The 26,991-nt window shown below is 50.9% G+C and carries 22 protein-coding genes; 12 read left to right on the forward strand and 10 right to left on the reverse strand.

Features of this window, described 5'->3' with window-relative positions:
* Window positions 1-50 precede the first annotated feature (50 nt).
* Both JK211_RS06650 and JK211_RS06655 read left to right on the forward strand, forming a co-directional pair.
* Window positions 51-1,055, forward strand: a complete 1,005-nt coding sequence (locus tag JK211_RS06650) for a phosphotransferase enzyme family protein (protein WP_212707894.1) — start codon at window positions 51-53, stop codon at window positions 1,053-1,055.
* A 127-nt stretch (window positions 1,056-1,182) separates the two neighbouring features.
* A complete protein-coding gene (locus JK211_RS06655; RefSeq protein ID WP_212707895.1) occupies window positions 1,183-2,262 on the forward strand; it encodes an AraC family transcriptional regulator in 1,080 nt (359 codons plus the stop codon).
* A 2-nt stretch (window positions 2,263-2,264) separates the two neighbouring features.
* Here the strand turns inward: JK211_RS06655 and JK211_RS06660 are convergent, their stop codons facing one another.
* Together JK211_RS06660 and sbcD are read right to left on the reverse strand one after the other, a co-directional pair.
* On the reverse strand, window positions 2,265-5,942 hold the full coding sequence (locus tag JK211_RS06660; protein ID WP_212707896.1) for an AAA family ATPase: 3,678 nt from the start codon (window positions 5,940-5,942) through the stop codon (window positions 2,265-2,267).
* Entirely contained in the window at window positions 5,942-7,177 is a 1,236-nt protein-coding gene (gene sbcD / locus JK211_RS06665) for an exonuclease subunit SbcD (protein WP_212707897.1), read from the reverse strand. The genes JK211_RS06660 and sbcD overlap by 1 nt, the downstream gene beginning before the upstream one ends.
* 271 nt (window positions 7,178-7,448) lie before the next feature.
* Here sbcD and phoB point away from each other — a divergent pair, with 271 nt between their 5' ends.
* The 5 genes from phoB to proY all read left to right on the forward strand — a co-directional run bounded on the left by phoB (window position 7,449) and on the right by proY (window position 13,972).
* Window positions 7,449-8,138 (forward strand): phosphate response regulator transcription factor PhoB, encoded by a 690-nt coding sequence (gene phoB, locus JK211_RS06670; RefSeq protein WP_212707898.1) that lies wholly within the window; start codon window positions 7,449-7,451, stop codon window positions 8,136-8,138.
* Between the two features lie 14 nt (window positions 8,139-8,152).
* Complete coding sequence (gene phoR, locus JK211_RS06675; RefSeq protein WP_212707899.1) at window positions 8,153-9,463, forward strand: phosphate regulon sensor histidine kinase PhoR; 1,311 nt, start codon at window positions 8,153-8,155, stop codon at window positions 9,461-9,463.
* A 258-nt stretch (window positions 9,464-9,721) separates the two neighbouring features.
* Complete coding sequence (locus tag JK211_RS06680; protein WP_212707900.1) at window positions 9,722-10,822, forward strand: cobalamin-independent methionine synthase II family protein; 1,101 nt, start codon at window positions 9,722-9,724, stop codon at window positions 10,820-10,822.
* 393 nt (window positions 10,823-11,215) lie between these two features.
* Window positions 11,216-12,535 (forward strand): branched-chain amino acid transport system II carrier protein, encoded by a 1,320-nt coding sequence (gene brnQ, locus JK211_RS06685; protein WP_212707901.1) that lies wholly within the window; start codon window positions 11,216-11,218, stop codon window positions 12,533-12,535.
* Between the two features lie 66 nt (window positions 12,536-12,601).
* On the forward strand, window positions 12,602-13,972 hold the full coding sequence (gene proY / locus JK211_RS06690; protein ID WP_212707902.1) for a proline-specific permease ProY: 1,371 nt from the start codon (window positions 12,602-12,604) through the stop codon (window positions 13,970-13,972).
* A 44-nt stretch (window positions 13,973-14,016) separates the two neighbouring features.
* On the opposite strand, the gene JK211_RS06695 is transcribed toward proY, so the two are convergent.
* The 3 genes from JK211_RS06695 to JK211_RS06705 all read right to left on the reverse strand — a co-directional run bounded on the left by JK211_RS06695 (window position 14,017) and on the right by JK211_RS06705 (window position 16,801).
* On the reverse strand, window positions 14,017-15,315 hold the full coding sequence (locus JK211_RS06695; protein WP_212707903.1) for a mechanosensitive ion channel family protein: 1,299 nt from the start codon (window positions 15,313-15,315) through the stop codon (window positions 14,017-14,019).
* A 191-nt stretch (window positions 15,316-15,506) separates the two neighbouring features.
* Window positions 15,507-16,109, reverse strand: a complete 603-nt coding sequence (locus tag JK211_RS06700) for a peroxiredoxin C (RefSeq protein WP_212707904.1) — start codon at window positions 16,107-16,109, stop codon at window positions 15,507-15,509.
* A gap of 110 nt (window positions 16,110-16,219) precedes the next feature.
* Window positions 16,220-16,801 (reverse strand): ACP phosphodiesterase, encoded by a 582-nt coding sequence (locus JK211_RS06705; RefSeq protein WP_212707905.1) that lies wholly within the window; start codon window positions 16,799-16,801, stop codon window positions 16,220-16,222.
* Window positions 16,802-16,903: 102 nt separating this feature from the next.
* On the opposite strand from JK211_RS06705, the gene queA reads away from it, so the two are divergent.
* The 5 genes from queA (at window position 16,904) to secF (ending at window position 22,386) form a co-directional block, all read left to right on the forward strand.
* Window positions 16,904-17,974, forward strand: coding sequence for a tRNA preQ1(34) S-adenosylmethionine ribosyltransferase-isomerase QueA (gene queA / locus JK211_RS06710; RefSeq protein WP_212707906.1), 1,071 nt, complete (start codon window positions 16,904-16,906; stop codon window positions 17,972-17,974).
* 78 nt (window positions 17,975-18,052) lie between these two features.
* Window positions 18,053-19,177, forward strand: a complete 1,125-nt coding sequence (tgt, locus tag JK211_RS06715; RefSeq protein WP_212707907.1) for a tRNA guanosine(34) transglycosylase Tgt — start codon at window positions 18,053-18,055, stop codon at window positions 19,175-19,177.
* Window positions 19,178-19,202: 25 nt separating this feature from the next.
* Window positions 19,203-19,535 carry a preprotein translocase subunit YajC gene (yajC, locus tag JK211_RS06720; RefSeq protein WP_212707908.1) on the forward strand — a complete coding sequence of 111 codons (333 nt, stop codon included), beginning with the start codon at window positions 19,203-19,205 and terminating at the stop codon, window positions 19,533-19,535.
* 25 nt (window positions 19,536-19,560) lie between these two features.
* Complete coding sequence (gene secD / locus JK211_RS06725; protein ID WP_212707909.1) at window positions 19,561-21,408, forward strand: protein translocase subunit SecD; 1,848 nt, start codon at window positions 19,561-19,563, stop codon at window positions 21,406-21,408.
* Between the two features lie 9 nt (window positions 21,409-21,417).
* The gene (gene secF, locus JK211_RS06730; RefSeq protein ID WP_212707910.1) at window positions 21,418-22,386 is read left to right on the forward strand and encodes a protein translocase subunit SecF; all 969 of its coding nucleotides are present in this window, start codon (window positions 21,418-21,420) and stop codon (window positions 22,384-22,386) included.
* 569 nt (window positions 22,387-22,955) lie between these two features.
* Here secF and JK211_RS06735 read toward each other — a convergent pair.
* Genes JK211_RS06735 through JK211_RS06755 form a run of 5 tightly spaced genes read right to left on the reverse strand, consistent with a single transcriptional unit; the run spans window position 22,956 to window position 26,927 of the window.
* A complete protein-coding gene (locus JK211_RS06735; protein WP_212707911.1) occupies window positions 22,956-23,795 on the reverse strand; it encodes a transporter substrate-binding domain-containing protein in 840 nt (279 codons plus the stop codon).
* Window positions 23,796-23,806: 11 nt separating this feature from the next.
* Window positions 23,807-24,508 carry an ABC transporter permease subunit gene (locus tag JK211_RS06740; protein ID WP_212707912.1) on the reverse strand — a complete coding sequence of 234 codons (702 nt, stop codon included), beginning with the start codon at window positions 24,506-24,508 and terminating at the stop codon, window positions 23,807-23,809.
* 1 nt (window position 24,509) lies between these two features.
* Complete coding sequence (locus JK211_RS06745; protein WP_212707913.1) at window positions 24,510-25,184, reverse strand: ABC transporter permease subunit; 675 nt, start codon at window positions 25,182-25,184, stop codon at window positions 24,510-24,512.
* Between the two features lies 1 nt (window position 25,185).
* On the reverse strand, window positions 25,186-25,938 hold the full coding sequence (locus JK211_RS06750; protein ID WP_212707914.1) for an amino acid ABC transporter ATP-binding protein: 753 nt from the start codon (window positions 25,936-25,938) through the stop codon (window positions 25,186-25,188).
* Window positions 25,938-26,927 carry an LLM class flavin-dependent oxidoreductase gene (locus tag JK211_RS06755; RefSeq protein WP_212707915.1) on the reverse strand — a complete coding sequence of 330 codons (990 nt, stop codon included), beginning with the start codon at window positions 26,925-26,927 and terminating at the stop codon, window positions 25,938-25,940. Before JK211_RS06755 ends, JK211_RS06750 begins: the two co-directional genes overlap by 1 nt.
* Window positions 26,928-26,991 lie beyond the last annotated feature (64 nt).

Here is a 26,991-nt window from a genome sequence, read left to right on the forward strand (position 1 = left end):
GCATGCTTACGCAGGGACTACGGACTCAAACAACGACCGGGGTGTTGATAATGGAAGTAAAACAAAATGATTCGATGACAGATCAGCAACTGATGCAGATAGCCAGTAAAGCCTTATCCGCGTATCCGCAACTGGCTGACGGTGAGCTTTCGCTGATTTGTCGTTCTGAGAATGCCACCTTTCTGCTGACAGTGGCGGGCCAGCGCTATGCCCTGCGGTTACACCGTGCCGATTATCATGATAAAGCAGATATTGTCAGCGAGTTACTGTGGCTGGATGCCCTCAGAGACAGTGGTATTGAGGTGCCGGAGGCGGTCTGTGACGGGCAGGGTGAGCGGGTACAGACCATCAGCACCCCTGATGGCAGTGTGCGTCATGTGGTGATCTTTTACTGGATGGCCGGTGAAATGCCGACCACCAATGTTGATCCGGCCGCATTCCGTGCCCTCGGTGAGGTCACTGCCGGGCTGCATCAGCACAGCCGCCAGTGGCAGCGTCCGGAGGGATTCCGTCGTATCTGCTGGGATCACGATAGCATGGTGGGAGAGCACGGACACTGGGGGCGCTGGCAGGATGCTCCGCGGCTGGCCGCCAGTGATCATCCGCTTATTTTTCAGGCGCTGGACAAAATTAACCATCGCCTGACGGCCTATGGTCAGCAGCAACAGCGTTACGGACTGATCCATGCGGATTTACGTCTGACTAACCTGCTGCATCATCAGGGCCAGACCAGAATTATTGATTTTGATGACTGTGGTTTTGGCTGGTATATGCATGATCTGGCTGCAGCCATCAGTTTTTGTGAGCATCACCCGCGGGCCGCAGACTGGATTGATAACTGGCTGACGGGTTATGAAAAAAGCGGCCATATCAGTGACCAGGATATGGCGATCCTGCCTGATCTTCTGATGCAGCGCCGCCTGCAGTTAAGTGCCTGGATGGGATCTCATGCCAGAACAGAAATGGCCCGCGGACTGGAACAACACTGGTCAGCAGACACTGTCCGCCTGTGTCGCCGTTATCTGGAAACGGATCGCTGGCCGGTGGGGCAGTAATGCACCAGCTCAGTGCGCTGTGCCGTGACGGGGAACGCTGAACCGCCGGGGCTGCCGCAATACGGGGTTTTTACGCTGGTACGTAAATTGCATCACCTGCGATAGTTCAGAATATATCGGGGGGATCATGGAACAGCCAGTTGCGCTTTTACAGCAGAGTTCGCAGGCCGTTTGCGGTTTAATCAGCGGCAACCGCGGAGTACTGGCCGCCGCGGCCACCGGTCTGAGTGATTTTATTTGCGGGCAGGGCGGCGATGCAGACAGAATTTTCGGGCTGAGTGGTGTGGATCCGGAGTTACTGGGCAGCCCGACCCTCAGTCTCGGGCTGGTGAATTATTGCCGCGTACTGGAAGAAGCTGCCCGTCACTCTGCCAGTGACAATTTTGGTTTGCATTATGGCCGCCAGTTTAAACCTCAGGCACTGGGACTGATTGGCTATATTGGCCTCTGCTCGCCGACACTGGATATTGCCCTGCACAATGTGGTTCAGGCATTTCCCAGCCATCAGCACGATACTCTGGTCCGGCGGGTAGATAAGGGGGATCACTGGCGGCTGGATTATCAGGTACGCCACGGGGCTATTCTGTGCCGCCGTCAGGATGCAGAACTGACGATGGGGATGTTTATGAATCTTATCCGCCATTCCGCCGGCCAGCACTGGGCCCCGCGTGAAGTCCATTTCGAACACTCCCGCCCTGAAAACTGGCACGAGCACTGCAAAATATTTGATGCGCCGGTCTATTTTGACCAGCCTTATAATTCATTACTGATTGCTAAACGTGACCTGCAACGCAGCATGCCGGATAACGATCCTATGTTACTGATGGTTATGCAGGATGCTTTGCAACGCCTGAATCTGACCCGTGAAAGTCAGGGGCTGACCGGAAAAGTTCGTGCGGCTATCCATCTGTTACTCAGCAACGGAGAACCGGCACTGGAAACCGTCGCGGAGAATCTTGGTCTGTCTGCCTGGACTTTACAACGCAGGTTACGGGAGCACAATGTGAGTTTCTCTGTGCTGGTGGATAATGTACGCAGCGAACTGGCGACCCATTATCTGCAACAGAAATCCCTGTCCGTATCGGCGATGGCGATGTTGCTGGGGTATTCTGAAGTGAGTGCTTTTTCCCGCGCCTGCCGGCGCTGGTTTGGTATCAGTCCCCGTCAGTGGCGCCGCCAGGAAAACCTGACGGCGGAAAGTCAGTGATTTCAGGGCGCCGGTAATTCCAGTTTACTGTAGCCCAGTCCGTTCACCTTGATCACTTTAATCTGCAGCGGAATACGCTCTTTCATGGCCTCGACATGGCTGATGACTCCGATGATTTTTCCGCTGGCATTGAGGCTGTCCAGTGCATCCAGCGCTATATCCAGGCTGCCCGTGTCCAGGGTGCCGAAGCCTTCGTCAAGGAACAGCGACTCAATACGGTTTTTGTCACTGACGAGATCCGATAAGGCCAGTGCCAGTGCCAGGCTGACCAGAAAACTCTCCCCGCCGGACAGGGTACGGGTATCCCGCTGATTATCGGCCTGCCAGGTATCAATCACCGATAGCTCCAGGGCATCGGATGCCTGACGCTGTAACAGATAACGGCCATGTAAACGTGCCAGTTGCTGGTTAGCCAGCCAGACCAGATGATCCAGTGTCAGTCCCTGGGCAAAGCGGCGGAACAGTGAGCCGGTGGCTGAGCCTATCAGACGATTAAGCTGATCCCAGTCGGCCAGCAACCGTTGTTGCTCATGGATCTGAGTCAGCAACTGCTGTTGTTGCTGACGGTAACGGTCATCGGCCTGTAACTGCTGACGGATTTCCCCCTGCTGATGCAGATTATCTTTTAACTGTTGCTGCAATTGCTGTTGCCGCTGGCTGAGAAGATCGCCATCGTCATGGCTGTCCGCCGGGCGCTGTTGCCGGTGTTGTGTCAGTGCCTCCGTGGCCTGCCGGAGCAGAATGTCAGTCTGGCTGAGGGCCTGTTCCCGTTGCTGCAACTGGCTGCGTAACTCACTGGCCTGCTCACTGTCCAGTAAGGCATCGGTAAATGCCTGCTGGCTGTCGAACCCTTGCTGTTGCAAAGCCGCAGAGAACTGTTGCTGACAGTGTTCAGTCTGTTCCCTGAGTTGCCGGACCTGCAGTTCCAGCTGGTGATGCTGACCGGTTATCTGACTCAGCTGATTCTCTGTCTGCTGCCATTGTTGCTGCAGGGTGCGGGTTTGTTGCTGCTGATGCTGAACCTGTTGCTGCAGTGTCTGGCGGGCCTGTTCCGTCTCCTGATCGCCAAATAATTCTCTGCGCTGTTTCCTGAGGGTGGTCAGCTGTGATAACTGCAGGACCAGTAGCTGCTGTGCCTCTTTCAGTAACTGCTGTTGCCCGTTAATTTCCTGTTGCAGGCTGTCCAGTGCCGTTGTCAGACGGATATGTTCCGGCTCACTGTCGCGGAGTTGCTTTTCGTTTTCCTGCCAGTCACGCCACAATGCCTGTTGTTGTGTAAACCACCGGGCCGCAGCGCTGGCATCATCGGGCAGGGTTAGCTGATAGTGGCTGAGGTCGGTACGTAATTGTCCGGCCAGCGACTCCGCCTGTTGACCGGCCAGCTGACTGCGGGACTGGTGCTCCGTGGCCGTCTGCCGGCTGTTATCTAATTGCTGTCCCAGCAGTCCGGATTGTTGCTGATGCGCCTGTCGTTTTTCTTTACTCTGGTAGAGAGCATCCCGCGCCTGCTGGCTGGCGGTTGCTGCCTTTTCACGTTGTTGTAAACGCTGACGGGCCTGTGATTCACCGTGTTCAGCGGCCTGAATATACGCCTCCAGGGCTGCACTATCGCTGAGATCACAGTCCAGTTGCGCCGTTTGTGTCAGTTGCTGCCACTGTGTCTGCAGAGCTGCCAGCTGGCCGGTCAGTTTTTCTGTGTCGTGGTTTAATTGCTGTCCGCGATCCGCGGCCTGGGCTAACCGGGCTTTACACCCGGTTCCCTGTTCCCGTAGTTCGGCGACAAGGTTTTCCAGCCGGCGTTTCTGTTGCAGGTTTTCATCCGGTTGCAGCTGGCTGTACTGCTCTGCTGCCGGATGGGCAGATGATCCGCACAGGGGACAGGGCTGCCCCTCTTCCAGTTGCTGGCGCAGTGCTGACAGATTAATAATTTTTGCTTCCAGCTCACACAGCGTTGTGATGGCCTGTAATTGTTTTGTCTGTTCTGTGAATGACTGTCGGCAGCGGACCAGGGTCTGTTCATCCTGGCTGATTTGTTGCTGCAGGGCTGCCTGTTCAGCCTGCAGGCGAGTAAGTTGCTGCTGCACAGGCGCTGCGCCGGAGGCCAGCCGTAATAACTGCTGGTGGCGGGCACGTTGTGTCTGATATTGCTCCAGTGTCTGGCGCAGTTGCTGGCTGGTGATATCGTTTTCCAGGTGTGCCTGCAGGGTTTCACAGCGCTGTAGTTCGTCGGCAGCCGCAGTGGCGGCCTGCTCCAGCGGCGCGGCATTACGGTTCAGGGCTGTCAGGGCTGTCTGCTGCTCTGTTATCCGCTGTTGCAAAACAGACAATTGCTGTTCTGCCTGGCGGGCACTCTGTTGTTGTTGCTGCCACTGGGTCTGCTGGTGCTGCCAGACGGACAGAGAAGGGCCATATCCGGCAATCTTCAGATGTTGTTCACGCCAGCTCAGCCACTGGCTTCGCCGGGCTGTCAGCACCTGCAATTGGTGCTGCCCGGCAGTATGCTGCTGCTCAGACTGTGCCAGCGTCTGTTGCTGGTGCATAAGCTGCTGTTGTGTGGTATCGGATAACTGTTGCTGTGCAGTGATTTTCTGGTCGAGAGGGATCACCTGTCCGGTCAGCAGGCTCTCCAGTTGTTGCTGTTGTTGTTGCAGTTTCTCCAGCCCGGATTCGCTGTTTTCATGCTGGCGGTGTGCCTGTTGCTGAGCGGCTTCGGCCTGCTGCCGTCGGGCAGCGGATACCTGCAAAGCTTCCGTCTGTTGCTGTTGTTGTTGCAGATAACGCTGCAGTTGTTGCCAGTTATCCCGGATTTTTTCGGCCGGTTGATTGTCAGCCAGCCGTTGCCGTATCGGCTCTGCCTGTTGCCATAAACGGCTGGTTTCCTGATGCTGCTGTTCGCGTTGTTGTTGCTGGCTGACCAGTGACTGATCCTGCTGTAGCCAGTGCTGTGCCTGGCTGATACGCTGGCTGTCTTGCTGTAATTGCAGTTCACTCTGTTGCAGCAATGTCTGCTGTTCAGTGATCTGCCGGCGGGTCTCTTCATCCAGCAAGACGACGCCGGAGACCCCGGCCTGCAGGGTATCAAGTTGCTGTCGCAGCTGTTTATGTTTTTCAAATACCGTCTGAGATATCTGTCCGTAAATTTCGGTGCCGGTCAGCTCTTCAAGCAACTCGGCTCTGTCTGCTGAAGGGGCATTCAGGAAGGCGGCAAACTGCCCCTGGGATAACATCATTGAGCGGGTAAAACGCTGAAAGTTCAGTCCGGACAGTTGCTCCGTCAGCCGCAATTTGTCCTGAATTTTATCAGCAACAATGACGTTATCGCTGCAACGGGCCAGTTCGACACGCGGTGGCTGCAGCTTACCGTTATGCTGTCCGCGGGCACGGTTCTGGCTCCAGAAGGCTCGCCAGGCTTCACCTTTAATTTCGAATTCGACTTCCGCCAGACATTCACTGGTACCCCGTGTCATCAGCTCGTTTTGTGCCGGGGTAATACTGCCGAGGCGCGGGGTCTGGTGATATAACGCCAGACAAATGGCATCCAGCAGGGTGGTTTTACCCGCCCCCGTATCACCGGTAATGGCAAACAGTCCGTTACCGGCGAAGGGCGGTTGCCGGAAATCGATAGTCCACTCGCCACGCAGAGCATTGAGGTTTTTAAAACGCAGAGTCAGTATTTTCATCAGCAGTCCGGCTCCTGTCCGGTATGTTGCAGCTGTTCCAGTGTCTGACGGTAGAGGGTCATCAGCCGCAATTGATCCTGCTGCGACAATTGTTCCTCTGCCGCCAGGCGGCGCTGAAATACCTCTTCGGGGGTCAGTTCATTCAGGGTTTCATTATTTATCCGGCGGATCCCGGCAACGGAACGGTCGCGACTGCGCCGGAGTAACAGCACTTCTGCCGGCAGCCCGTCGGTGATAGCTTCAATACGCTGTTGCAGGTCACTCAGGTATTCCTGCTGTGTCACTTCAATATCCAGCCACACTGGCCGGCCATTACTGTCAGCGGTTAACGTGTACAACTGCCGTTCTATCTCTTCCAGCGAACCTTTCACTGTTTTCATCTGCTGAAAGCACGGGATCGGCAGGGGGGTGACCGTTAATGGCTGACCCTCGCCGCATTCCACCAGGCAAACACTTTTTTCATCAGCCGGTTCATCAAAGCTCAGGGCTATCGGCGAACCACTGTAGCGAATATGAGCCTGACCAGCGACCTGTTGAGGGCGATGAATATGCCCCAGGGCGATATAATCGGCCGGCGGAAAGGCCGATGCGGGGAAAGCATCCAGGGTACCGATATAGATATCCCGTACCGAATCACTGCTGCTGGTGCCCAGCGCTGTCAGGTGGCCGGTGGCAATAATAGGTAATGCTGGCAGGCCCAGAGAGGTACGTAGATCCAGGGCCGCCCGGTAGCATTGCTGATAATGATCAGTTATGGCCTGCAACAGATTTTGCTGTTTCTGGTGACTGTCCAGCCCTGCCTGACTGAGCTGGATATCCCGTGGCCGTAAATAAGGGATTGCACACAGGATAGCTGCAGGCTGTTGCCGGGCATTTTTAAGAATAACCAGTTGCTGATCAACCTCTTTTCCGGCGCTGGCGATGACCCGGGTATTCAGGCAGGCCAGCAGTTCCCTTGACTCATTGAGCATAGCGACCGAATCATGATTCCCGGCCAGAATCACCAGCTGGCAGCCGGTTTGCTGCAAAGCCACCACAAAATGGTTATATAGCTCACGTGCATAACTGGGCGGGGAGCCGGTATCGAAAATATCTCCGGCAACAATCAGTGCGTCCACCTGATGCTGAGTAATTTGCTGTAATAACCAGTCAAGAAAAGACTGATGCTCAAAAGCCCGGCTACGGGTATAAAAAAACTGGCCCAGATGCCAGTCAGAGGTATGGATAATCTTCATAATACTCCCGGTTTCACCCTGCTGACGGCAGTATACCCTGTTGTCAGTCGCGAGATAAAAAAAGCGTTACCCTGGCCAGTGGCCGGGCCGGAAACGGCAGATAACCAGGGTAATTGTATTATCTCGCTAAACTAATAAAGACAGTAATAGTTAATGTCTATTATCAGTCAGTCGGAAAATAAGCTGGCATTTATTCATAAAACTGTCATAAAACTGTCTCATAATGAGGCCGCAACTTCGGAAATGCCCGGAGATATCCGCTGGAGAAACAATGGCTAAACGCATTCTGGTCGTAGAAGATGAAGCTCCTATCCGCGAAATGTTATGTTTCGTGCTGGAGCAGAATGATTATCATCCTGTCGAAGCTGAAGATTATGACAGTGCAGTTAAAAAACTGATTGAACCCTGGCCGGATTTAATTCTGCTGGACTGGATGTTGCCGGGAGGCAGCGGAATTCAGCTTATCCGCTACCTGAAAAAAGAGGCCATGACCCGCGATATTCCGGTGGTAATGCTGACAGCGAAAGGAGAAGAGGAAGACCGGGTGCGCGGGCTGGATGCCGGCGCTGATGATTATATGACTAAGCCATTTTCCCCGAAAGAATTGATCGCCAGAATCAAAGCCGTTATCCGGCGTATTTCACCGATGGCCGATGATGAGTTAATTAATATCCGGGGGCTGACACTCGATCCGACATCTCACCGGGTTATGTCCGGCGAAACTCCGGTAGAAATGGGGCCGACGGAGTATAAATTACTGCACTTTTTTATGACCCATGCGGAACGGGTATATAGCAGGGAGCAGCTGCTTAACCATGTGTGGGGAACCAACGTGTATGTGGAAGACCGGACAGTTGATGTCCATATCCGGCGACTGCGTAAAGCCCTCGAAGTGACCGGCCATGAGCGTATGGTACAGACAGTCCGTGGGACAGGATACCGGTTCTCTGCCCGTTACTGAATGGAGTGTGACTCGTGCTGGACAAACTTTCGTGGCGCACTCTGATCCTTGAGTTTTTGCTGGCCTGTGTGGCGGGTGCAGTTGCCGGCCTGCTGACAGGGCAGCTGGCCTGGGGCCTGCTACTGGCGGTGGTAATATTACTTTTCTGGCATTTTTTCCAGCTGATGCGGCTGTCTCACTGGCTGTGGGTTGACAGAACCCTGACTCCGCCGACCGGGAAAGGCAGCTGGGAACCATTGTTCCATGGCCTTTATCTGATGCAGGCGCGTAACCGGCGGCGGCGCAGTGAACTGAGAAATCTGATCAAACGTTTTCGCAGTGGTGCTGAATCTCTGCCAGATGCACTGGTGATGACCACCGAAGAGGGTAATATTTTCTGGTGTAACGGGCTGGCGCAGCAACATCTCGGCCTGCGCTGGCCGGAAGACAATGGCCAGAACATTCTTAACCTGTTGCGTTACCCTGAATTTTCGCGTTATCTGCAGACCAAAGCCTTTGATATGCCCTTCACCCAGCAGCTGAACAACGGTCACCATATGGAGTTCAGAATTATGCCTTATAGTGAAGGACAGTGGCTGATCAGTGCCCGCGATATGACCCAGATGCGTCAGCTGGAGAATATGCGGCGTCACTTTTTTGCTAATGTCAGCCACGAGCTGCGTACCCCGCTGACGGTCATCCAGGGCTATCTGGAAATGATGGAAGATAAGCAACTGAACGAACAGATGTACCATAAAGCAGTCGTTACTATGCAGGAACAGTCTCGGCGTATGGAAGGCCTGGTCAGGCAGTTAATGACCCTGACAAAAATAGAAGCAGCGCCGGTACTGAATATGAAAGAGGTGATTGATGTCCCTGCCATGTTGCATATGCTGCAGCAGGAAGCGGAGACACTGAGTCATGGCCGGCAGCGGGTACATTTTTCTATTGATGAAAGCCTGAAAGTATTTGGCAATGATGAACAGCTGCGCAGCGCCATATCGAATCTGATCTATAACGCTATCAGCCATACTCCCGAAAATACCGCTATTGAAATTATCTGGAAGCGCAGTACCGGCGGGGCGGTTTTTTCCGTCTCCGATAATGGTCCGGGCATCCCGGCAGAGCATATCCCCCGGCTGACAGAGCGTTTTTACCGGGTGGATAAAGCACGGTCGCGTAATACCGGCGGCAGCGGACTGGGGCTGGCAATAGTCAAACATGCGCTGGGTCATCACGGCACACGGTTATCAATTACCAGTGACCCCGGCCGTTGTACCTGTTTTAGTTTCTCCCTGCCTGCCCGGTTAGTTGTTAACGCGGACAGTATGGCCACTGACAGTTGACATTGACGACATGCCACTGAGGTGGCATGTTTTGCGCGGTTTCCCGGACAAACCGACCGACTTTATCGTGGTATTTTGTATGAGCCTGCCAGCACGGGTACCAGTACACCGACGCCCGCGGATGAAAAATATTCAGGGGTGATGAGTTTTATTCAATTGATGACGGTACCTTGCCATGGGATTCTGAACTTAATATAGCCATCCAGATGGCTTTTTTAGGGTGGCTTTCCGCCAATTGCCGGAACCAGGAGAATAATTATGCAAAGAGATCACGCCCCTTTTCGTGCCGATATTGCAGGCAGTTTTTTGCGCCCTGAGTCGATAAAACAGGCACGGGCACAATTTTCAGCAGGAACCCTGGATGCCGAAGCATTACGTCAGGCAGAAGATGCCGCGATCCTTGAAGTGGTACAGAAGCAGCAGGCTGCCGGATTACAGGTCGTAACCGACGGTGAGTTTCGCCGGGCCTGGTGGCATTTTGATTTCTTTGAAGGACTGGAAGGCGTCGAAGCCTTTGAAGCCGACCAGGGTATTCAGTTTAACGGGGTGGAAACCAAAGCCCGCGGGGTACGTGTGACGGGTAAACTGGGCTTTAAACAGCATCCGATGCTGGAGGATTTCCGATACCTGCAAAGTATTGCCGGTGACTCCGTTGCTAAAATGACTATTCCCAGTCCGAGTGTGTTGCACTTTCGTGGTGGCCGTCGCTATATCGATGAACAGGTGTATCCTGATTTAACAGAATATTTTGATGATTTAGCCACCACCTGGCGGGATGCTATCCGCGCCTTTTATGATGCCGGCTGCCGTTATCTGCAGCTTGATGATACGGTCTGTGCTTTCTGTTCGGAAGAACAGAAAGCACAGGTCCGTGCCCGCGGTGAGGATCCGGAGCTGCTGGCGGCGACCTATGCCGGTGTACTGAATAAAGCGCTGATCGGTAAACCTTATGATTTGACCGTTGCGTTGCATATCTGCCGGGGTAACTTTCGTTCGACCTGGATCTCTGAAGGCGGGTATGAACCTGTGGCAGAGGTTTTATTCGGTCAGGTGAATGTTGATGCTTTTTTCCTGGAATATGATAACCAGCGTTCCGGAGGCTTTGAACCACTAAGGTTTATTAAACCCGGTCATCAGCAGGCAGTGTTAGGCCTGATTACCACTAAAAATGGCACACCGGAAGATCCCCGGCAAGTGAAAGCCCGTATAGCAGAAGCGGCCCGCTATCTCAGTCTCGATCAGATTTGTCTCAGCCCGCAATGCGGATTTGCCTCCACTGAAGAAGGCAATACTCTGACAGAAGACGAACAATGGCAAAAAGTCCGTAGTGTGGTAAAGATTGCCGGCGAAGTCTGGTGATCTTACCGCAATATAATGCACAAAAGGCGCAACTGTGGCGCCTTTTGTGTATCAGCCATAGAATAAATGCATATATTTGTCGGAAAGAGAACAAATAATAAACATATCATCGTCCTGAACCTGCGGGTAATCCCGTCATATTCACTGCTTTTCATTTTATATATGACATATCCTACTAGTTTACTGATCTGATATTGCCTTTCTTCCCTATAAAAGTTTTACTTATGGGCGTTGTCATTCACTTCCGGTGAAAAAAAACAATCCTAATTTCACCCGTTACCGGTGATTTGCGCCCTCACGGGGCTGAGAGCTGTGGTGAACTGCTGTTCACGGAATAATGATGATCAAACCCAACTTCCAGGTATTTTCAGCACATGATGTGCAGAGTAATTTATGACTAAAAGTTTAACTTCTAAAGATATCCTTGCGCTGGGCTTTATGACATTTGCCCTGTTTGTCGGCGCAGGTAATATTATTTTCCCGCCTATGGTGGGTATTCAGGCCGGAGAACATGTCTGGACCGCAGCGATTGGTTTTCTGATTACCGCAGTAGGGCTCCCGGTACTGACCGTGGTTGCTCTCGCCAGAGTCGGTGGCGGGATTGATGCTCTGAGTTCACCGATCGGTAAGGCTGCCGGACTGGTACTGGCGACCGTATGTTATCTGGCCGTGGGGCCGCTATTTGCGACACCACGTACTGCGACTGTGTCCTTCGAAATCGGTATTGCTCCGCTGGCCGGTGACGGGGCGCTTCCGCTGCTGATTTACAGCCTGATCTATTTCGCGCTGGTGATTCTGATTTCTCTCTATCCCGGAAAACTGCTCGATACCGTCGGTCATTTTCTTGCTCCTCTGAAAATTATTGCTCTGGCAGTTTTAGGTATTGCGGCGATTCTCTGGCCGGCTGGCGGAGAAATTCCGGCAGTGGAAAGCTATCAGCAGGGTGCATTTTCTAACGGATTCGTTAATGGTTACCTGACCATGGACACACTGGGCGCGCTGGTATTTGGTATCGTTATTGTTAATGCCGCCCGTTCACGTGGTGTTGAAGACAAAGGACTGCTGACCCGTTATACGGTACTGGCGGGTGTTATTGCCGGAATCGGTCTGACGCTGGTCTATCTGTGCCTGTTTAAACTGGGTTCAGGCAGCGGGCATCTGGTGGCACAGAATGCGAATGGCGCTGCTATTCTGCATGCTTATGTACAGCAGACTTTTGGTGGCGCTGGCAGTCTGTTCCTTGGCGCTCTGATTTTTGTTGCCTGTATGGTTACTGCGGTCGGTCTGACCTGTGCCTGTGCTGAATTCTTCGCCCGGTTATTGCCATTATCCTATCGTGCGCTGGTTTTTATCCTGGGACTGTTCTCTATGCTGGTTTCCAACCTCGGACTCAGTCACCTGATCCAGTTATCTATTCCGGTACTGACGGCGATTTATCCGCCATGTATCGTGCTGGTACTGCTGAGCTTTACCCTGCGCTGGTGGAATAGCAGCAGCCGGATTATTGCACCGGCAATGACGGTCAGTCTGGTGTTTGGTATGATTGATGCGCTGAAAGGCAGTCAGTTTAAAGACTTACTGCCGGGATTCTGTCAGAATCTGCCGTTAGCCGATCAGGGATTATCCTGGCTGCCACCGACAGTGGTAATTGTGTTGCTCTGTGCGATTATTGACCGAATGAAAGGAAGCCGGCAGGCAGAAGTTCGCCAGTAACCACAGAAATTAACGAGTAAACCACGGGCCTGCCCGTGGTTTTTCTTTTTACAGGTACGGGTTGTTATGCAAAATAAAAATAAGCTCAGCCGCGGGCTGACCACCAGACACATTCGTTTTATGGCGTTAGGCTCGGCCATCGGAACCGGATTATTTTATGGCTCAGCGGATGCGATCAGAATGGCGGGGCCGAGTGTCTTGCTGGCCTATGTGATTGGCGGCGCGGTAGCCTATCTTATTATGCGGGCACTGGGTGAAATGTCGGTGAATAATCCGAACGCCGGTTCTTTCTCCCGCTATGCCCGTGATTATCTTGGCCCTATGGCCGGGTATATCACTGGCTGGACCTATTGTTTTGAAATCCTGATTGTCGCGATAGCCGATGTCACCGCATTCGGGGTGTATATGGGCGTATGGTTCCCTGAGGTACCGCACTGGATTTGGGTACTGAGTGTGGTGCTGATTATCGGGGCGATTAATATTATGAGCGTGAAGGTGTTCGGCGAAGTCGAATTCTGGTTCTCGTTTTTTAAAGTCGCCACCATTATTATCATGATCCTTGCCGGTCTCGGCATGATTGTCTGGGGGATTGGTAACGGCGGACAGCCGACCGGTATCAGTAACCTGTGGAGCCATGGCGGATTTTTTGCCCACGGCGTTACCGGTATGCTGCTGTCATTGCAGATGGTGATGTTTGCCTACGGCGGGATAGAGATTATCGGTATTACCGCAGGTGAAGCAGATAAACCGGAGAAGTCGATTCCGCAAGCGATCAACTCGGTACCCTGGCGTATTCTGGTGTTCTATGTCGGCACACTGTTCGTGATTATGTCAATTTATCCGTGGGATCAGGTCGGGACTAACGGCAGCCCGTTTGTATTGACATTTCAGCATTTAGGCATTGCTGCTGCCGCATCATTACTTAATTTTGTGGTGATTACCGCCTCTTTATCGGCGATTAACAGTGATATTTTCGGTGTTGGCCGAATGCTGCACGGTATGGCCGAACACGGTGATGCGCCTAAAGTCTTCCTGTCAGTTTCCAAACGCGGAACGCCCTGGCTGACTGTGGTTGTGATGATGGTAGCACTGTTAATCGCGGTACTGCTTAATTATCTGATGCCGGAAAAAGTCTTCCTGGTGATTGCTTCACTGGCAACGTTCGCCACTGTCTGGGTATGGATCATGATCCTGTTATCACAGATTGGTTTCCGCAAAAAAATAGGTCACCAGGGTGCCGCAAAACTGCGCTTCCCGTTACCCGGTGGTCCGCTGATGTCAGTACTGGGGATCCTGTTTCTGACGTTTATCATTGCAATGATTGGCTACTTCCCGGACACACGGTTGTCATTGTATGTCGGGGCTGGCTGGGTGGTTTTATTGCTGCTGGGCTATCGTTTTGTGAAAAAAGGGACCGCAGGAGCAGAACAGGCATAATCACAGGACCGGCCCGCTTCCCCGCGGGCCGGTCTGCCGGTCTGTCAGGATGATATGTCCTGGCGATGTGCAGCGGTTTCTGCGGTCACGACAGCAGCCAGCTGGCTGCCCAATGAGCGCACATCGCTGCCGGTAGGGCTTTGATGTACCCGCAGGCCAAACACCGGCAGTGCCGCGTAGATATAGTCAAAAATATCACTCTGAATTTGTTCGTATTCAGTCCAGACGGTGGTATTGGTAAACGCGTAAATTTCGATCGGCAAGCCGTTTTCAGTCGGTGCCAGCTGACGAACCATCAGCGTCATCCCCTGATGGATTTTAGGGTGGATACGCAGCCAGTTCTCCAGCCAGATCCTGAACGTTCCCACATTGGTCAGTGCCCGGTAATTGAGCGGAGACTGGCTGTCTTTGGCATTTTCGGCATTCCATTCAGACACTTCTTCCCGCATTTTGTCCAGATAAGGCACCAGCAGCCGGGCTTTACTGAGCTGATCAGCTTCCTGCGCGGACAAAAAGTGGATACTGGTCGTATCAATATTAATGCTGCGTTTTATCCGCCGCCCGCCGGACTCAGACATTCCTCGCCAGTTTTTAAAAGAGTCAGAGATCAGGGCATAGGCCGGAATAGTGACAATCGTATTATCCCAGTTACGGACTTTAACGGTGGTCAGATTGATATCGATTACTGCACCGTCCGCACCATATTTAGGCATGTCCAGCCAGTCATTCAGTTTCAGCATATCGTTTGCTGCCAGCTGGATGCCGGCCACCAGTCCGAGGATCGGATCTTTAAAGACCAGCATTAATACGGCGGTCATGGCACCCAGCCCTGTCAGCAAGACCCCCGGTGATTTACCCAGCAGTACCGAAATCATCAGAATACTTATCAGGATAGCAGTCACCAGTTTGACGCTTTGCAGAATTCCCCGCAATGGCAGCTGGCGTGCCAGCATACTGTTGGCAGAAACGTGCTGAATAAAATCCAGCAGCGAAAACCCAATCAGCATGGCAAACAGAATGGTCCAGAGTTCCCCGACGGTCATCAGGGTATTGAACACGGCCGTATTATTGTCGAGCATGATTTGAGTCAGCAACTGGAATAATATTCCTTGTATCATCCAGGCGACACGGTGAAATAACTGGTTACGTAACAGAGCCTTTGGCCACTGGTGGGGGCTTTTTTCTGCCCGGTATTTAAATACCGGCAGCAGGCATTTGTGCAGTATCAGATGAATAATCAGTGAAATAAAAATAATCGCCACTATGACTGCAACCACCGCGAATGTATTGGTGTAGTGCGTCAGTCCTAACGCCAGAAGCCAGTCGGTAATTTGTTGTTGCATAAGTCTCCCTGTGTTTATGTTATCTCATCAGGGTAAGCTTAAAGCCTCCGGCGACAGAGTGCGAATAACAAAACCCGATATCGGCGGGGAATACATTTCTTTACTCTCAGTTGGGGGGGGAGGGGCAGAGGATGACGGGGGAAGGAACAGATAAAAAATAACCCGCCGGAGCGGGTTATCAGCCAGCGGTATTACAGTTTACCGGCGTTGGCTGTCAGATATTTAGCGACGCCTTCCGGGGATGCGCCCATACCTTCCTGGCCTTTTTCCCACTGTGCAGGACATACTTCGCCATGCTCTTCGTGGAATTGCAGCGCATCAACCATACGCAGCATTTCGTCGACGTTACGGCCTAATGGCAGATCGTTAACTACCTGATGGCGAACTACACCGTCTTTGTCGATCAGGAATGAACCACGCAGTGCAACACCTGCATCCGGATGTTCGATGCCGTAAGCCTGCTGGATTTCACGTTTGATGTCCGCAACCATGGCATATTTTACCGGGCCGATACCGCCATCGTTGATAGGGGTGTTACGCCATGCGTTATGCACAAATTCAGAGTCGAAGGAAACACCAACCACTTCCACACCACGTTTCTGGAACTCAGCATAACGTTTGTCGAACGCGATCAATTCGGAAGGACAGACAAAGGTGAAGTCCATTGGCCAGAAGAACAGCACCACAGGTTTACCTGCAGTGTGTTTTTTAAAGTTGAAATTTTCAACAATTTCACCATTGCCCAGTACGGCAGCAGCCGTAAAGTCAGGGGCCTGACGGGTAACCAGTACCATAATCACTCCAATCGCTTAGGGGTTAAAAAAACTGGCGTAGCAGAGCAGCCAGCTCTCGCAAAAATTATCCTGTTACTTGCAGACAAGAGTATGACAGCCAGCGCAGGCTTTTACAGCCTTTTTTCGCTAGCCAATTGCATAAGTCCGGGATAAAACTCAGAAAAAAGCTGATCGAGGGCGGCGTAGTTGTCGGTAAAATCCTGATAAGAGTGGCGTAACTTTTCCAGTTTAGGTCGTCTTTTGGCCATTCCTTGTAACACGACTTCCAGCCGCTCTTTACGGGCATATTTTTCCAGCCACCGTTCAGGCCACATCCACTGATTCAGGGCGCGAAATTCTGCCGGGGTACGGGTTAAAAACGGCCGGATTTGTTGTTCCGCCTGATCACAAAAATCGCCCAGCGCGATGTCCGGACAATAAAGGTTCCAGTCGCGGGCGAGGAAATGATCCCAGATAACGTCCAGAGTGACGGGCGATACGCGGCGGGTTTCCTGACGGAATAGCTGGCGGGCGGCACGCACTTCCGGCAACTGGTCGGTCATGCTGTCGAGCCGGCGGTGCAAACGAATACCATCAGCCACCGGAACATCCCACTGCTGCGAGGGGTCGCCACGGACAAAATCAGCCATCAGATTCCCTAACAGAGAGCTTTCTGAGAGGGTGGCAAGGTGCAGGTGCGCTAGAAAATTCATAGGCTATTATAGGCAAATCTTTAGCGTCACAGCCAGTGGTTCAGTAATGGCTGCTTTTCCGCTACACTATGTCGCCTGTTTTTTTGCCCGGAATATTCCGCCATGCGCGTAGCTGATTTTAATTTTGACCTGCCAGAGTCATTAATTGCTCATTATCCCCAGCCCAACCGGAGTGGTTGCCGTCTGCTATCCCTTGACGGTCCCGGCGGAGAGGTGACTCACGGGGTTTTTACCGATGTCCTGGACAAGCTGAACGCCGGTGACTTACTGGTTTTCAATAATACCCGCGTGATCCCTGCGAGGGTATTTGGTCGTAAAGCCAGTGGCGGTAAAATTGAAGTACTGGTTGAGCGTATGCTGGATGATCACCGTGTGCTGGCCCATGTCCGTGCCTCAAAAGCGCCTAAACCCGGCAGTGAATTACTGCTGGGGGATGATGAAAGTATCAGCGCGACTATGGTCGCCCGGCACGATACGCTATTTGAAATCGCTTTCAGGGATGACCGGGCAGTGCTGGATATTCTTAACCAGGTCGGTCATATGCCCCTGCCGCCGTATATCGATCGGCCAGACGAAGAGTCTGACCGGGAGTTGTATCAGACCGTGTATAGTGCCCGGCCGGGAGCGGTTGCGGCGCCGACCGCAGGGCTGCACTTTGATGAGCCGTTGTTACAGGCCCTGCGTCAGAAGGGCGTGGAAATGGCCTTTGTTACCCTGCATGTCGGGGCGGGGACCTTCCAGCCGGTCAGGGTAGATACCATTGAAGATCATAAAATGCATTCTGAGTATGCAGAAGTGCCTCAGGATGTGGTTGATGCTGTTCTGGCCTGTAAAGCCCGGGGTAATAAAGTGGTTGCGGTCGGCACCACCTCGGTACGTTCTCTGGAAAGTGCTGCCCGCGCGGCTGAACAGGCATTAATTGCCCCGTTTTTTGATGACACGCAAATTTTCATCTATCCGGGATATCAGTATCAGGTGATTGATGCTCTGATCACTAACTTCCATCTGCCTGAATCAACCCTGATTATGCTGGTATCGGCGTTTGCCGGGTACCACCAGACAATGGAGGCCTATCGTCAGGCCGTAGAGCAGCAATATCGCTTTTTCAGCTATGGCGATGCGATGTTTATTACTAAAAACCCGGCCGCTGCTGAGCAGCAGGTCGGGGAGTAAACCTGCGGCTGGCCAGGTGTCAGCCGTTATCCGGATGTTTAATTATTAACATCAGACTGTTTCTCTGGTGGAGGTTGTGTGAAGTTTGAATTAATGAACACCGAAGGCCGTGCCCGTCGCGGCCGGTTAGTATTCGATCGTGGTGTGGTGGAAACGCCGGCGTTTATGCCGGTCGGGACTTACGGCACGGTCAAAGGGATGACTCCGGAAGAAGTCAGAGATACGGGTGCACAGATTATTCTGGGCAATACTTTTCATCTGTGGCTGCGTCCGGGTCAGGAAGTTATGAAGCTGCACGGTGATCTGCATGATTTTATGCAGTGGCAGGGGCCGATTCTGACTGATTCCGGCGGCTTCCAGGTCTTCAGTCTCGGGGATATTCGTAAAATCACCGAAGCAGGTGTGCATTTCCGTAACCCGATTAACGGCGATAAGATTTTCCTCGACCCGGAAAAATCCATGGAAATTCAGCATGATCTCGGTTCTGATATCGTGATGATTTTTGATGAGTGCACCCCTTACCCGGCGGATCACGACTATGCAAAACGCTCTATGGAGATGTCTCTGCGCTGGGCGAAACGCAGCCGTGACCGTTTCGATGCACTGGGTAACAAAAATGCATTGTTCGGTATTATCCAGGGCGGTGTTTACGAAGATTTACGAGATGTCTCTGTTAAAGGGCTGGTAGATATAGGATTTGATGGGTACGCTGTGGGCGGTTTGGCTGTCGGTGAGCCGAAAGAAGACATGCACCGCATCCTTGAACATGTCTGTCCGCAGATTCCGGAAGACAAACCCCGCTATCTGATGGGGGTGGGTAAACCGGAAGACCTGGTGGAAGGTGTGCGCCGTGGTGTGGATATGTTCGACTGTGTGATGCCAACGCGTAATGCCCGTAACGGCCATCTGTTCGTTACCGACGGGATTGTCAAAATTCGTAATGCGAAGCATAAAGACGATACTTCGCCGCTGGATGCCGAATGTGACTGTTATACCTGTCGTCATTACAGCCGTGCATATTTGCATCACCTGGACCGTTGTAATGAAATTTTAGGCGCAAGACTGAATACTATTCACAATTTGCGTTACTATCAGCGTCTGATGGCGGGTTTACGTAAAGCTATTGAAGACGGTAAATTAGAGCACTTTGTGGCTGACTTTTACCAAAGGACCGGCAAAGACGTCCCGGCCCTGAACGTTTGACTATAAATCCAATGAGGGAAATTTAATGAGTTTTTTCATTTCTGACGCAGTTGCTGCTGCCGGTGCTCCGTCTCAGGGAAGTCCGTATTCTCTGGTGATCATGCTGGTGGTTTTCGGATTGATTTTTTACTTTATGATTTTACGCCCACAGCAAAAACGTTCTAAAGATCATAAAAAACTGATGGACTCGATTGCTAAAGGCGATGAAGTACTGACTAACGGCGGACTGGTCGGCCGTGTCAGTAAAGTTTCTGATACCGGATATGTGGTTATTGCGCTTAACGATACGACTGAAGTCGTGATCAAACGTGATTTCGTAGCTGCCGTTCTGCCGAAAGGCACAATGAAGGCGCTGTAATTTTTTCTCCCCTAAGGGAATTGCCGTGTTAAACCGTTATCCTTTGTGGAAGTACATCATGCTGATCGTGATCCTTATCGTCGGTCTGGTATATGCACTTCCCAACCTGTATGGAGAGGATCCGGCCGTGCAAATCACTGGTGCGCGGGGTGCCGCCGCCAGTGAGCAAACGTTGGATCAGATCCAGAATATTCTCCGCCAGGACAAGATCCAGAGCAAATCCATTGCCCTGGAGAATGGTGCCATTCTTGCCCGTTTCTCTAATACTGATATCCAGTTACGTGCCCGTGAAGCACTGGTCAGCGGATTAGGCGAAAACTATGTTGTCGCCCTGAACCTGGCTCCGGCGACACCGCCATGGTTAGCCATGCTGTCTGCCGAACCGATGAAACTGGGGCTGGATTTACGGGGCGGTGTTCACTTCCTGATGGAAGTTGATATGGATACTGCACTGGGCAAGCTGCAGGAACAGAACTCAGACAGCCTGCGCAGCGAGTTGCGTGACCAGAAAATCCCTTATACCACCATTGGTAAAGCCGATAACTATGGTGTCACTATCAGTTTTGCTAATCAGGCTGACCGTGACCGTGCCATCAGTTATCTGAGTCCGCGCCACAATGACTTAGTGATTAAGAGCAACGGCAGCACTGGTTTAAGTGCCGTGATGACCGATGCCCGGCTGAGCGAAGCCCGTGAGTATGCGGTACAGCAAAATATTAATATTTTGCGTAACCGTGTGAACCAACTGGGTGTTGCCGAACCTCTGGTTCAGCGTCAGGGTTCTGATCGGATTGTGGTCGAACTGCCGGGTATTCAGGATACGGCCCGTGCTAAAGAAATTCTTGGTGCGACTGCTACCCTGGAATTCCGTCCGGTCAATACCAGTGTCGATGCGGCTTCTGCGGCGCAGGGACGTATTCCCGGCGACTCAGAAGTGAAAATGACCCGTGATGGCCAGCCGGTTGTGCTGTACAAACGAGTGATTCTGACCGGTGACCATATCACTGACTCTACCTCCAGCATGGATGAGTACAATCAGCCTCAGGTAAATATTTCCCTCGACAGTGCCGGTGGAAACATGATGTCTGATTATACCAAAGATAATATCGGCAAACCGATGGCGACCCTGTTTGTGCAGTATAAAGACAGTGGTAAGAAAGATGCCAAAGGCCGTGCGATTCTGGAGAAAGAAGAAGAAGTGATTAACGTGGCGAATATTCAGTCACGTCTTGGAAACAGCTTCCGTATCACCGGTATCAATAATCCGAACGAAGCCCGCCAGTTATCTTTACTGTTGCGTGCCGGTGCGCTGATTGCACCGATTCAGATTGTTGAAGAAAGGACCATTGGCCCGACGATGGGACAACAGAATATCAACCAGGGTCTGCATGCCTGCCTGTGGGGACTGATTGCATCCATTCTGTTTATGGTTATCTACTACAAAAAATTCGGTGTTATTGCTACCTCGGCGTTAATTGTAAACCTGATACTGATTGTCGGTATCATGTCCCTGCTGCCGGGTGCGACACTCACTATGCCGGGTATTGCAGGGATTGTACTGACCCTTGCGGTGGCAGTAGATGCTAACGTATTGATTAATGAACGTATCAAAGAAGAACTCAGAAATGGCCGCAGTGTTCAGCAGGCGATTCATGAGGGATACCGTGGTGCGTTCTCCAGTATCGTTGATGCCAATGTCACAACCCTGATCACCGCGATTATCCTGTATGCTGTCGGTACCGGATCAATCAAAGGATTTGCGATTACGACGGCCATTGGTGTGGCGACCTCCATGTTTACAGCGATTGTGGGCACACGTGCTATCGTGAACCTGCTGTATGGCGGCAAACGTATCAATAAGCTGTCAATTTAGGAGTGGGTAATGGCACAGCAATATGATGTTGAGCAACTAAATTATGGCCGTAAAGTGTATGACTTCATGCGCTGGGATTATCTGGCCTTCGCCATTTCCGGGTTACTGCTGGTAGCTTCTGTGATTGTTATGGGCGTCCGTGGCTTTAACTGGGGTCTGGACTTCACCGGTGGTACTGTTATTGAGATCACTCTCGAAAACCCCGGTGAACTGGATACTATGCGCCAGGCGTTGCAACACGCCGGCTTTATGGAGCCCCAGGTCCAGAACTTTGGCAGCAGCCGTGATGTCCTGGTGCGGTTATCGCCAAACGCCGGTAATTCCGGCCAGGAATTAGGCAATAAAGTGGTGTCTGTGATTAATCAGGCAACCCATCAGACGGCGGTGGTCAAACGGATTGAGTTTGTCGGTCCGAGTGTCGGCAGTGACCTGGCGCAGGCCGGGGCAATGGCGCTGCTGGTGGCACTGATTTGTATCCTGGTGTATGTCGGTTTCCGTTTTGAATGGCGTCTGGCGCTGGGGGCGGTACTGGCCCTTGCCCATGATGTCATCATTACTATGGGGATACTGTCTCTGTTCCATATTGAGATTGACCTGACGATTATCGCGTCTCTGATGTCGGTGATCGGTTACTCTCTGAATGACAGTATTGTGGTATCGGACCGTATCCGTGAGAACTTCCGTAAAATCCGTCGCGGAACGCCTTACGATATCGTCAACGTATCACTCACCCAGACCCTGAGTCGTACCATTATGACGTCGGCGACCACCCTGGTGGTTGTTCTGATGTTGTTCCTGTTTGGTGGTGAGTTGCTGAGAGGCTTCTCTCTGACCATGCTGATTGGTATTACTATCGGTACTGTGTCCTCTATTTATGTGGCTTCCGCGCTGGCGCTGAAGCTGGGCATGAAACGTGAACATATGCTGGTGCAGAAGGTCGAAAAAGAAGGTGCTGATCAGAAATCGCTGCTTCCTTAGTCGCGGTTTCCAGCGGTTCTGATAAAACAGGCAGCCTGATGCGGGTCACTTAAGGTGACCAGCATTGTTTTTAAAGGGGGCCCCCCGGGTTGCCTGTTCGTGTTCCGGCTGACGTCCCGGCGGCAGTTTCAGCATTCCCGGATGGCGGTACATGTGTTTCAGATGCTCCGGAACACCCCGATGAAACAGCCGTAATATCACTCTGCTGATACTCAGTTGGCAGGCCAGACAGTCCCCCTGACAGTTTTTATCTGGCCATTTCCGGTAATTTACTTCGCTGCGTTCACCGGTTACCAGACTCTGTCTGCTGTGCCAACGCTGACTAAACATGAAACCCTTTTATACCAGACAGTGGATCGTTTAACCGCTCGTTAAACGATCGGCATGGGTCTGTGCTGGCTGAACTGATGAGCAGGTTAATAAATCAGTAACGGAGTTTCTGTATAAGACTGAATCAGAGAGTGAGGATCCGCCGGTTTCGGTAACCCACAGTAAACAGTGATGTGAATAGTGATAAACAGGGCACTGACGGTGCCCTGATCGTTTTTTTAAAGAATGACTGACAGACTCTAAAGATCGTTTTTCACGACCACCTTATCCGCACCTGGCAAAGAATACACATTTTCCTGATACCACTTCTCAGACAATTTCGCCAGCGTACCATCTTGTTTTAGCGACCGGAGGATATTATCAATCTTACTGATCAGTACCGGGTCTTCCCCTTTTTTGTACAGAACAATGGTCGGAAACAGACCGACACTGGCTGAAGCTTTGATATTTAAAGGTACTTTCCTGATCAGTGACAGGTAGCCACCGATAGGATAGACAGCAGCGTCATATTCACCTGAATCGACCGAGCGGAACATATCTAAAGCGGATTCTTCACCTGAAGGTGTCAGCGTAATCGGGGTTGCCGGATGCGCACGGTTGTACTGCTCAATGACAGTATAACGGGCATCATTAACATTAATCGGGTTTAGTTTTTTATGCTTTTTGGCAATATCGTCCAGCGAGTTGATACTGTTATCATCTTTTCTTACAATCAGCCTTAAATCACTGATGCCGGTAGGCTGATGTGAATAATCAAAACTTTTTGCACGATCTTTATTCAGATAAAAATGGTTTGATGAAAGATCGTAAGCGCCCGTTTTGAGTCCGGTCAGAATAGCATCCTGAGACACGGTGCTGTAGGTGAATTTATATTCCGGCAATTTCTTCTGAATAATTTTCAGCAGATCACCATCATAACCTGAAATGACTCCGTTCTCATCCACATAAGAGAATGGATAGTTATTGCTATCCATAGCGACATTTATCTGTTGCGTAGCTGCCTGAGCAAAAGAGTAAAACGATGATAATGCCAGCCCTGAAACTATCAGAGCGCTTGCAAGTGACTTTTTAAATGACATGAGTATTCCTTTTAATATTTTGCCAGTGTTTTTTTAATAATAAGATCGATAGCGTTTGAAAAAAACAAACCCAGGACAACAAACACAATATAAACAATCAGGTAGGAGCCGACATAATTAAATGTCCGGGCTGAAATGATATTCGATTTAGCAACCACATCAATGACCCCGATGGTGGAAGCTAATGCCGAGTCTTTAATCAAATCCATTATAACGTTACAAAATTCCGGACTATTCGTGGCCATCATTTGTGGAAAAATAATTCGCCGAAAACTGCTGAACTGGGGAAGATTAACGGTTCTGGCAGCTTCTGATTGCCCGCTGTCTACTGAAAACCAGGCAGAACGAAAAAACTCAGAAAAATAACCAGAGTATACAAATACCAGTGAAGCAATTGCCGCCACATCCGCGGGTAATTTCAGTTTCCAGGCAGATACTCCGTGAATACCCATCAGGTTAAATACCGCAACCAGCAGATAAGGCAGGGTATAAAATACCATATACATCAGAACAATAACCGGGATGGAACGGGTCAGTGACAGGTAAAGGAAAATAATATTCTGCCAGATACGGTGTTTTACCTTCAGACTTATAAGGCAAACCACTCCGCCGGCAATCAGTGAGAATAATAATGATAACAGAATAATTTGCAGCGTTTCGCCTAATCCGCTAAGGATAAATGGCGTGGCGCTGAATAAAAATGACATATTCATACTATTTACCCGTAATGATCTGGTATTTATTTTCCAGAATCTTCAGCAGACCAGCAATGATCATACTGAGTAACCAGTAAATCAGTAGCGTGCTTATAAATGACTGAATTTGTAGCATTCCATAACTGGCATTAGAAATTCGCTTCGCCAGACCGAACACATCATTAATCCCCACCAGATTCACCACGGAAGTCATTTTTACAATGGTAATCAAAAGATTGGCAAAGCTTGCCACCGAAATTACACAAGCCTGCGGTAAAATGATTCTAAGAAACCCGGTCAGTGGCGGAATATTACTGGCAGTAATAGCTTCTGCCTGCCCGCTATCAACCGACCGAATTCCCGAGCGGATAATTTCAGAAAAATAAGCCCCGGCAATCGCCGCAATTGCCCCGATGGCATACCAGATATCACGGACAGCAGTGATGTCAGCGCCGGCTTTCTGCAACAGGAATTTGCCGCCAAAATAAAACAGCAGGATAACGATCGGGATAGGCGAAGCTCTCATCACTCCGGTATACAGGCCATACAGAGTTCTGCCCGCCACACCGCATGACCTCAGCGCCAGCAGCAGCAGTCCAGTCACAAAACCAGTCAGCACCGAAAACAGGATAATTTCCAGCGTGGTTCCCAACCCGAGCAATAATTTAATAAAAACTTCGCTGAAGATTTCCATATTAGTAATGCGTTACTTTATCAACAAAGTTACGGGTACGTTGATTTTTCGCCCCATGAAAAATCACCTGCGGCGTGTCAGATTCAATAATTTTCCCGTTTTCCATAAACACCACCTTACCGGAGACTTTTTCGGCAAAGGAAAATTCATGAGTCGAGATGATCATGGTCTGACCCGCAGCGGCAATCTTGCGGATAAGCTGTAAAACACCACCAATATTTTCAGGATCCAGCGCCGATGTGGGTTCATCAAGCAGTAAGATTTCTGGTTGCAAAGCCAGTGCTCTGGCGATACCTACCCGCTGTTTCTGGCCACCGGATAAATTTCGAGGGTATTCGTCGGCTTTGTCAGTCAGCCCCACTTCTTTTAAATAATTAACCGCAATTTCTTGTGCCTTGCGTGCTGCAATTTTCTTGCCGTAAATAATACCTTCGGTAATATTTTTCAAAGCGGTTAGATTATTAAATAAGTTATAGTTTTGAAAGACCATACCCGTTTTCTTCCGGATCTGTCCTTCCTGTTTTTTATTTTTAACCTCAAAGTCAATAGTAGTTCCTGATATTTCAAGGATCCCGCTATCGGCCGGTGATAATAAGTTAAGTGTTCTTAGGAGAGTTGTTTTCCCCGAACCACTCGGGCCAATCAGTGTGATTATTTCTCCCCGCTTTGCTTCCAGTGATACCTGACTGAGAATCTCTTTATTAGCTATTTTTTTCGTAAGGTTACGGGCAGAAAAAATTGTTTCCTGCGACATTATTCGTCTCTCCAGCCAAGATCTTTTGCCACCACGTCGATCAGTAGTTCCAGTGAACGGTTACTTAATCGGTAATCAGGCTCAATAGTGTGTGACTGGAAGGCGATATGAGTCGCACGCTCCAGCACACTGTCTTCCGCCAGTAAACGACCTACCTGGTCCGGGGTACCGTAATAAGCATCTTTAATGGTGGAAAATTCATTCAGGGCACAGTAATCCTGGCTGGCCGGATCGGTATATTTCTCTTCGAATTTTTTGATAAATCTTTCCAGCCATTGCTGGCCCTGACTGTGCTCATCGACGACCAGTACGGTGCGGGACACCATAATTCGCGGTTCCGTCCCTGCGGGTAATGCAGCCAGATAGCTGTCAATAATCCGATGCTGGATAGCCAGTAACGACATCTCTCCTCCGGCCACACGTGGCTGGGTCCGGGATAGCATCAGACCATATCCCGCGGCTCCTGCCTGAGCAGCGCCTTGCTCAGAAAACGTTGCCAGCCAGGTTTTCTGCTGCAAATTTTCCGGTGCCGGATAGAGTTGCTGTTTATTACGCAGAATTTCCTGAAACCGGGCAAAGTTATCACCAAAGATTTTCCGGCGATTCGCGGCCTGTAAACCGAAACCGTTAAACGTGGCATCGGTGGCTCCGCTACCCAGGCCCAGCTCCAGACGCTGGTTATGCAGTAAATTGAGTACGGTAGCGTCTTCAATCACCCGCAGAGGGTTTTCAAAGGACAGGGTAATTACTGCGGTACCGAGAGTAATGTTATTTGTGACCTGACCAGCGGCTGAAAGCAGGACAAACGGTGACGGTAAACCACCTTCTTCACGGTCAAAATGGTGCTGTGCTATCCAGGCATTATCGTATCCCAGCTTTTCCGCGAGTATAATTTGTTGCAGTGCAATCAGATAACGTTGCTGTGCAGAAGTATCATCCAGCAGACGGGTAAGAAAGCCTAACTGTTTTTTCTTGCTGACTAAAGACATAACCATACCATTAATTATTTCATTATTTATTTTCCTTTTTTAAATTATCAGTATTAAAAACCTG

Origin of the sequence: Tatumella sp. JGM130 (assembly GCF_018257525.1) — a bacterium.
GTDB classification, from domain to species: Bacteria; Pseudomonadota; Gammaproteobacteria; order Enterobacterales; family Enterobacteriaceae; genus Tatumella; species Tatumella punctata.

Excerpts from the sequence above, each read along its gene's own strand:
- JK211_RS06650 (WP_212707894.1), top strand. The coding sequence starts at position 51 with ATGGAAGTAAAACAAAATGATTCGATGACAGATCAGCAACTGATGCAG.
- JK211_RS06655 (WP_212707895.1), top strand. The coding sequence starts at position 1,183 with ATGGAACAGCCAGTTGCGCTTTTACAGCAGAGTTCGCAGGCCGTTTGC.
- JK211_RS06660 (WP_212707896.1), bottom strand. The coding sequence starts at position 5,942 with ATGAAAATACTGACTCTGCGTTTTAAAAACCTCAATGCTCTGCGTGGC.
- sbcD (WP_212707897.1), bottom strand. The coding sequence starts at position 7,177 with ATGAAGATTATCCATACCTCTGACTGGCATCTGGGCCAGTTTTTTTAT.
- phoB (WP_212707898.1), top strand. The coding sequence starts at position 7,449 with ATGGCTAAACGCATTCTGGTCGTAGAAGATGAAGCTCCTATCCGCGAA.
- JK211_RS06680 (WP_212707900.1), top strand. The coding sequence starts at position 9,722 with ATGCAAAGAGATCACGCCCCTTTTCGTGCCGATATTGCAGGCAGTTTT.
- brnQ (WP_212707901.1), top strand. The coding sequence starts at position 11,216 with ATGACTAAAAGTTTAACTTCTAAAGATATCCTTGCGCTGGGCTTTATG.
- proY (WP_212707902.1), top strand. The coding sequence starts at position 12,602 with ATGCAAAATAAAAATAAGCTCAGCCGCGGGCTGACCACCAGACACATT.
- JK211_RS06695 (WP_212707903.1), bottom strand. The coding sequence starts at position 15,315 with ATGCAACAACAAATTACCGACTGGCTTCTGGCGTTAGGACTGACGCAC.
- JK211_RS06700 (WP_212707904.1), bottom strand. The coding sequence starts at position 16,109 with ATGGTACTGGTTACCCGTCAGGCCCCTGACTTTACGGCTGCTGCCGTA.
- JK211_RS06705 (WP_212707905.1), bottom strand. The coding sequence starts at position 16,801 with ATGAATTTTCTAGCGCACCTGCACCTTGCCACCCTCTCAGAAAGCTCT.
- queA (WP_212707906.1), top strand. The coding sequence starts at position 16,904 with ATGCGCGTAGCTGATTTTAATTTTGACCTGCCAGAGTCATTAATTGCT.
- yajC (WP_212707908.1), top strand. The coding sequence starts at position 19,203 with ATGAGTTTTTTCATTTCTGACGCAGTTGCTGCTGCCGGTGCTCCGTCT.
- secF (WP_212707910.1), top strand. The coding sequence starts at position 21,418 with ATGGCACAGCAATATGATGTTGAGCAACTAAATTATGGCCGTAAAGTG.
- JK211_RS06735 (WP_212707911.1), bottom strand. The coding sequence starts at position 23,795 with ATGTCATTTAAAAAGTCACTTGCAAGCGCTCTGATAGTTTCAGGGCTG.
- JK211_RS06740 (WP_212707912.1), bottom strand. The coding sequence starts at position 24,508 with ATGAATATGTCATTTTTATTCAGCGCCACGCCATTTATCCTTAGCGGA.
- JK211_RS06745 (WP_212707913.1), bottom strand. The coding sequence starts at position 25,184 with ATGGAAATCTTCAGCGAAGTTTTTATTAAATTATTGCTCGGGTTGGGA.
- JK211_RS06750 (WP_212707914.1), bottom strand. The coding sequence starts at position 25,938 with ATGTCGCAGGAAACAATTTTTTCTGCCCGTAACCTTACGAAAAAAATA.
- JK211_RS06755 (WP_212707915.1), bottom strand. The coding sequence starts at position 26,927 with ATGTCTTTAGTCAGCAAGAAAAAACAGTTAGGCTTTCTTACCCGTCTG.